Raw genomic sequence first — 5,585 nt, forward strand, 5'->3', positions numbered from 1 at the left:
GCACTACGCTGAATGAAAGTAAAAGTAGTTCATTTTAAAAAATATTGATTAAAAACTTGATTTTATCTGGAGTTAAAGCTATACTAATGTAGATAAACCATCGCTTGGCAAATCGTATCTCCGACGATTGCTAGGGGATTGGGGCTATACAAATTCTATAGGAGGTGGACCAAATGGCGATTTCACAAGAACGTAAGAATGAAATTATTAATGAATTTAAAGTCCATGATACGGACACAGGATCTCCTGAAGTACAAATTGCTGTACTTACAGAAGAGATTAACCTACTGAATGAACACCTTCGTGTTCATAAGAAGGACCATCATTCTCGCCGCGGTCTGTTTAAAATGGTCGGTAAACGCCGTAACCTATTAAACTACCTACGTAATAAAGATATTATACGTTACCGCGATTTAATTCAAAAACTCGGCTTACGTCGATAAGCTTAAAGAAAAGCAGGAGAAATCCTGCTTTTTCTTTTAAAGATTTTACCATGGTGTAACAGTCCCTAAGACTTCCGCGACCAAAAATGGTAAAGGGTTAAAAGCAGGAAATAACGGTCGCTGACACCCTGATTTACAAAAGCTAATTCCGTGGGAAAAGAACAAAAACTCCTCTAGATTGAAGTTTTGTTTTATATAACTGGATATTATTGACATTACGCTTCTGATTAGACGTACCGTTTGATTCTCCCACTGCTATCGTATATTCTAGAAGAAAGAATTACCTGATAGCTTCAAGCGAGAATTGCTTATACTAATGATAAGGATGTTGTATTGAAAGGAGTACCAAACTAGATGACAGATGAAAAACAAGTTTTTTCGACAGAGATTTCAGGTTCCACGTTTACAGTGGAAATAGGTGAACTTGCCAAACAAGCTGGTGGCGCTGCGATGATTCATTATGGTGATACATCTGTACTGGCAGTTGCCACAGGATCAAAGGAGCCGAAAGATTTACCATTCTTTCCTTTGACAGTAAATTATGAAGAACGGTTGTATGCCGTTGGAAAAATCCCGGGAGGATTCATTAAGCGGGAAGGAAGACCAAGTGAAAAAGCAATTCTGGCTTCACGTCTAATTGACCGTCCAATTCGACCACTTTTCCCTGATGGCTACCGTAATGAGGTACAAGTTATCAGTACCGTGATGAGTGTGGATCAAGACTGTTCTTCAGAGATCGCAGCAATGATTGGTTCTTCCATTGCGCTTTCTATTTCTAATATCCCATTTCAGGAACCGATTGCAGGTGTTCAAGTTGGAAGAGTTGATGGGGAATTCATTATTAACCCAACTATTGAGCAACAGGAAAAAAGTGATATCGAGCTTACCGTGGCAGGAACGAAAAATGCAGTCAACATGGTTGAAGCAGGCGCAGATGAAGTTCCTGAAGAAGTAATGCTTGAAGCGATCATGTTCGGTCACGAAGAAATTAAACGATTAGTTGAATTTCAAGAAGAAATTATTTCTCAAGCGAATATCGAAAAATCCGAAGTGAATTTATTTGAGCTTGACAAAGAGCTTACGGAAAAAATTGAACATGAGGCAAAAGATAAGCTTACTGCAGCAATCCAAGTAAAAGAAAAGCATGAGCGTGAAGATGCGATTGCAGCCGTGAAAGAAGAGGTAATTGCTGCTTATGATGAGGAAACAGAAGCAGATACCATTAAACAAGTGAAAAACATTCTAGAAAACATGGTGAAGGAAGAAGTGCGTCGTCTTATTACGAAGGAGAAAATTCGTCCAGATGGTAGAAAACCGGATGAAGTCAGACCATTATCCAGTCGCACCCACATCTTACCGCGCACTCATGGTTCAGGGCTCTTTACACGTGGACAAACACAAGCTTTAAGTATCTGTACATTAGGTGCACTCGGCGATGTCCAAATCTTGGACGGGCTTGATTTAGAAGAGTCAAAACGCTTCATGCATCATTATAACTTCCCGCAATATAGTGTTGGGGAAACAGGTCCAATCCGCGCGCCGGGTAGAAGGGAAATTGGTCATGGTGCCTTAGGTGAACGTGCCCTTGAAAAAGTGATTCCATCTGAAAATGATTTCCCATATACAATCCGTCTCGTTTCCGAAGTATTGGAATCTAACGGTTCAAGCTCGCAGGCGAGTATTTGTGCAAGTACATTAGCATTAATGGATGCTGGAGTCCCAATTAAAGCTCCTGTTGCCGGAATTGCGATGGGTCTAGTCAAATCTGGGGAAGATTATACGATTTTAACAGATATTCAAGGTATGGAAGATGCACTTGGTGACATGGACTTTAAAGTTGCCGGTACAGAAAATGGAATTACTGCTTTACAGATGGATATTAAAATTGACGGTCTTTCCCGAGAGATATTAGAAGAAGCGATGGAACAAGCGAAAGTAGGACGGATGCAAATTCTTGAATCCATGCTTGCAACAATTGCAGAACCTAAGACAGAGTTATCTCCATTTGCACCGAAAATCATGACGATGGACATTAATCCGGATAAAATCCGTGATGTAATTGGGCCGAGCGGGAAACAAATTAATCAAATCATCGATGAAACTGGTGTGAAAATCGACATTGAGCAGGACGGTAGTGTCTATATTTCTTCAACCGATCAGCAAATGAATGAAAAGGCGAAGAAAATTATTGAGGACATTGTCCGTGAAGTAGAAGTAGGTCAAATGTATCTTGGTACTGTTAAACGTATTGAGAAGTTTGGCGCATTTGTTGAATTATTTAAAGGAAAAGATGGTCTTGTTCACATTTCCGAACTGCAAATTGAACGTACGAATAAAGTAGAAGACGTCGTTTCAGTCGGAGATGAAATCCTAGTCAAAGTGAAAGAAATTGATCGACAAGGCCGAATTAATCTGTCAAGAAAAGCAGTATTATTAGAAGAAAAAGAACGGGAAGAAAAAGCAAATAAATAAGTGATTCAGTCGTTAAGTAACTCTGAATGACTTAGAAAACAAAAAGAAGCTGAGTAATTATTTCAGTTTCTTTTTTTAATAGCCATTTCTATTGTTTCGCATACCTTGTCCTATTGCCGCATATATTGATTGCAGGGGGGCGGTGGCATGCGAGAGTATAAAAAATATGTGAACCTACTAGTATTCATTCTGATCCTTTTTGCTGCATTTCGATTGGATTATAATCCATTTATTGATGGGGCAGTGCCTGTTACGAACTCAAAAAAGGACGAACTGTATTTGGAGATCGAGCAAAAAGCAGCAACAGGAGAATATAAGGAAGCACCTCAAAACGCCTACATTGACCGCGTTTATAAAAAGACTCCCGGAAGGAACGGCAGGGACATAAATGTTGAAAAATCCTACCAGCGGATGAAGAAAGCTGGCGTATTTCAAGAGGATCTACTTATCTTTGATCAAATACGACCGGAAATTGATTTAATCGATCTAGAATCAGCGCCAATTTACCGTGGACATCCCGAAAAACAAATGGTATCATTTATGATTAATGTTTCTTGGGGGAGTGAGCATATTCCAGCAATCCTAAACACGTTACAGGAACATCAAGTGAAAGCAAATTTTTTCATTGAAGGGAAGTGGGCGAGGGAGAATCCAGAACTCGTACAAATGATTGTGGAAAAAGGTCATCTTGTCGGAAACCATGCTTATAATCACCCAGATATGGCGCGCCTGAATAATCAGGAAATCGAAACACAGATCAAGCAGACAAATGAAATACTTACTGCAATTACAGGGGAAACTCCAACTTACTTTACACCACCTAGCGGAAGTTTTAAAGATGAAGTTGTTAAGATTGCCAGTGAAGAAGGAATGGAGACAATTTTATGGACGGTAGATACGATCGATTGGAAGAAACCATCTGTTTCTGTTATGATAAATCGAGTAAATGATAACGTGCATCCTGGTGCAATCATTTTAATGCATCCAACACCAGTCATTGCTGAAGGGCTAGATGAATTAATCACGCTCCTTAAGGATAAAGACTTCCGATTAGGCAGATTAGATACACTTTTAAGTACAGAACGATAATTTGACATCATTTCAGGGGGGAGCAATATTGATTCAGAAACATCAGAGTAAGAACGGATTGCGTATCGTGCTTGAACCAATTCCTGCTGTTCGTTCCGTCACGATAGGAATTTGGGTGTTGACGGGTTCACGTAATGAAACAGTTGAAAATAATGGTATATCCCATTTTATTGAACACATGCTGTTTAAAGGAACAAAAACACGGACTGCCCGTGATATAGCAGAGGCATTTGATTCTATTGGAGGCCAGATCAATGCTTTTACTTCCAAGGAATATACTTGTTTTTATGCAAAAGTTCTTGATACCCATAAAGAACTCGCATTAGAAATTCTGGCAGATATGTTTTTCGACTCGAGTTTCGATGAAGAAGAGATGGAACGGGAAAAGAAAGTAGTTTATGAAGAGATAAAAATGTATGAAGATACGCCAGATGATATTGTACATGACTTCTTAGCACAAGCTGCTTTTGGCAATCACCCACTGGGTTTTCCGATTATAGGTTCAGAGAAGCAATTGGAGTCATTCCATCCGGCAATGCTAAGAGACTATATGAATGAACAGTATACTCCGGAAAATATCGTCATTTCAATTGCAGGAAATGCAGACGAATCATTTGTCCAATTGATTGATGACCGATTTGGTTCCTTTACTCGGCCGGGTAAGAAAAAGGAAGAAATGACAGCTCTTTTTGTAGGAGATTCGATCACAAAGAATAAAGATACAGAACAAGCTCACCTTTGCCTTGGTTACCGAGGCTTACCAATTAATGATTCATCTACATACAGCTTAATTTTATTAAACAATGTCTTAGGTGGGAGTATGAGTTCCCGCTTGTTTCAGGATGTTCGCGAATCACAGGGACTTGCCTATTCTGTATTTTCTTATCATGCTTCATTTCTTGAAGATGGTCTGCTCACAATCTATGCCGGTACAGGAAATGAACAATTGACAAAGTTACAGGAAACGATTGATGATACGATTGCTGAGCTTGTTGATAACGGAATAACAGATAAAGAACTACATAATAGTAAGGAACAATTAAAGGGAAATCTTGTGCTTAGTTTGGAAAGTACAAGCAGCAGAATGAGTAGGAATGGAAGAAATGAATTGTTATTAAAAAGACATCGGTCAATAGATGAAATAATTAAAGAAATCGATGCCATTTCGCATAGCTCCGTTCGTAACGTAATCGACCATGTATTTAAGTCAAAACCAGCAATCGCAATAATTTCAAATAACAATTGAAGCCTGCCAACTCATTATTCTCATGACTTTCTGCTTTCTTGCATAAGCTGGAATAGGGAGGGGTATCCATGAGGCTTAGAGATATTAGCGGGAAGGAAATTATTGATGTGAAGCAAGGGATTAAGTTGGGCGTGCTCGGACAAACAGATTTGGAGATCAATGAGCAGACTGGACAAATTGAAGCATTTATCATTCCGTCTTATAAATGGTTCGGTCTAAAAAAAGAAGAAGATGAATCACTCATTCGTTGGCGAAACATTAAAGTAATTGGAGAAGATATGATTGTTGTGGAATCTGAGGATTTCACGGAAGGAAAAGGCTGATATCTCAAGATA

General features: G+C 39.1%; 5 protein-coding genes. All 5 read left to right on the forward strand.

What is annotated here, in order from left to right; translation table 11 throughout:
• The first annotated feature begins 173 nt into the window (after nucleotides 1-173).
• The 5 genes from rpsO (at nucleotide 174) to IEX94_RS01550 (ending at nucleotide 5,573) form a co-directional block, all read left to right on the forward strand.
• Nucleotides 174-443 carry a 30S ribosomal protein S15 gene (gene rpsO / locus IEX94_RS01530; protein WP_156855411.1) on the forward strand — a complete coding sequence of 90 codons (270 nt, stop codon included), beginning with the start codon at nucleotides 174-176 and terminating at the stop codon, nucleotides 441-443.
• Nucleotides 444-797: 354 nt separating this feature from the next.
• Entirely contained in the window at nucleotides 798-2,915 is a 2,118-nt protein-coding gene (gene pnp, locus IEX94_RS01535) for a polyribonucleotide nucleotidyltransferase (protein WP_188855757.1), read from the forward strand.
• 147 nt (nucleotides 2,916-3,062) lie between these two features.
• Nucleotides 3,063-4,004, forward strand: a complete 942-nt coding sequence (locus IEX94_RS01540) for a polysaccharide deacetylase family protein (protein ID WP_188855758.1) — start codon at nucleotides 3,063-3,065, stop codon at nucleotides 4,002-4,004.
• A 28-nt stretch (nucleotides 4,005-4,032) separates the two neighbouring features.
• Entirely contained in the window at nucleotides 4,033-5,250 is a 1,218-nt protein-coding gene (locus IEX94_RS01545) for a M16 family metallopeptidase (protein WP_156855408.1), read from the forward strand.
• 68 nt (nucleotides 5,251-5,318) lie between these two features.
• Nucleotides 5,319-5,573, forward strand: coding sequence for a YlmC/YmxH family sporulation protein (locus tag IEX94_RS01550; RefSeq protein WP_188855759.1), 255 nt, complete (start codon nucleotides 5,319-5,321; stop codon nucleotides 5,571-5,573).
• Nucleotides 5,574-5,585: the final 12 nt, after the last annotated feature.

The organism is Oceanobacillus indicireducens, assembly GCF_014647195.1.
GTDB lineage: Bacteria > Bacillota > Bacilli > Bacillales > Amphibacillaceae > Oceanobacillus > Oceanobacillus indicireducens.

Bases quoted from the DNA above. Each gene is read 5' to 3' on its own strand.
- rpsO (WP_156855411.1), top strand. From the start codon at position 174: ATGGCGATTTCACAAGAACGTAAGAATGAAATTATTAATGAATTTAAA.
- pnp (WP_188855757.1), top strand. From the start codon at position 798: ATGACAGATGAAAAACAAGTTTTTTCGACAGAGATTTCAGGTTCCACG.
- IEX94_RS01540 (WP_188855758.1), top strand. From the start codon at position 3,063: ATGCGAGAGTATAAAAAATATGTGAACCTACTAGTATTCATTCTGATC.
- IEX94_RS01550 (WP_188855759.1), top strand. From the start codon at position 5,319: ATGAGGCTTAGAGATATTAGCGGGAAGGAAATTATTGATGTGAAGCAA.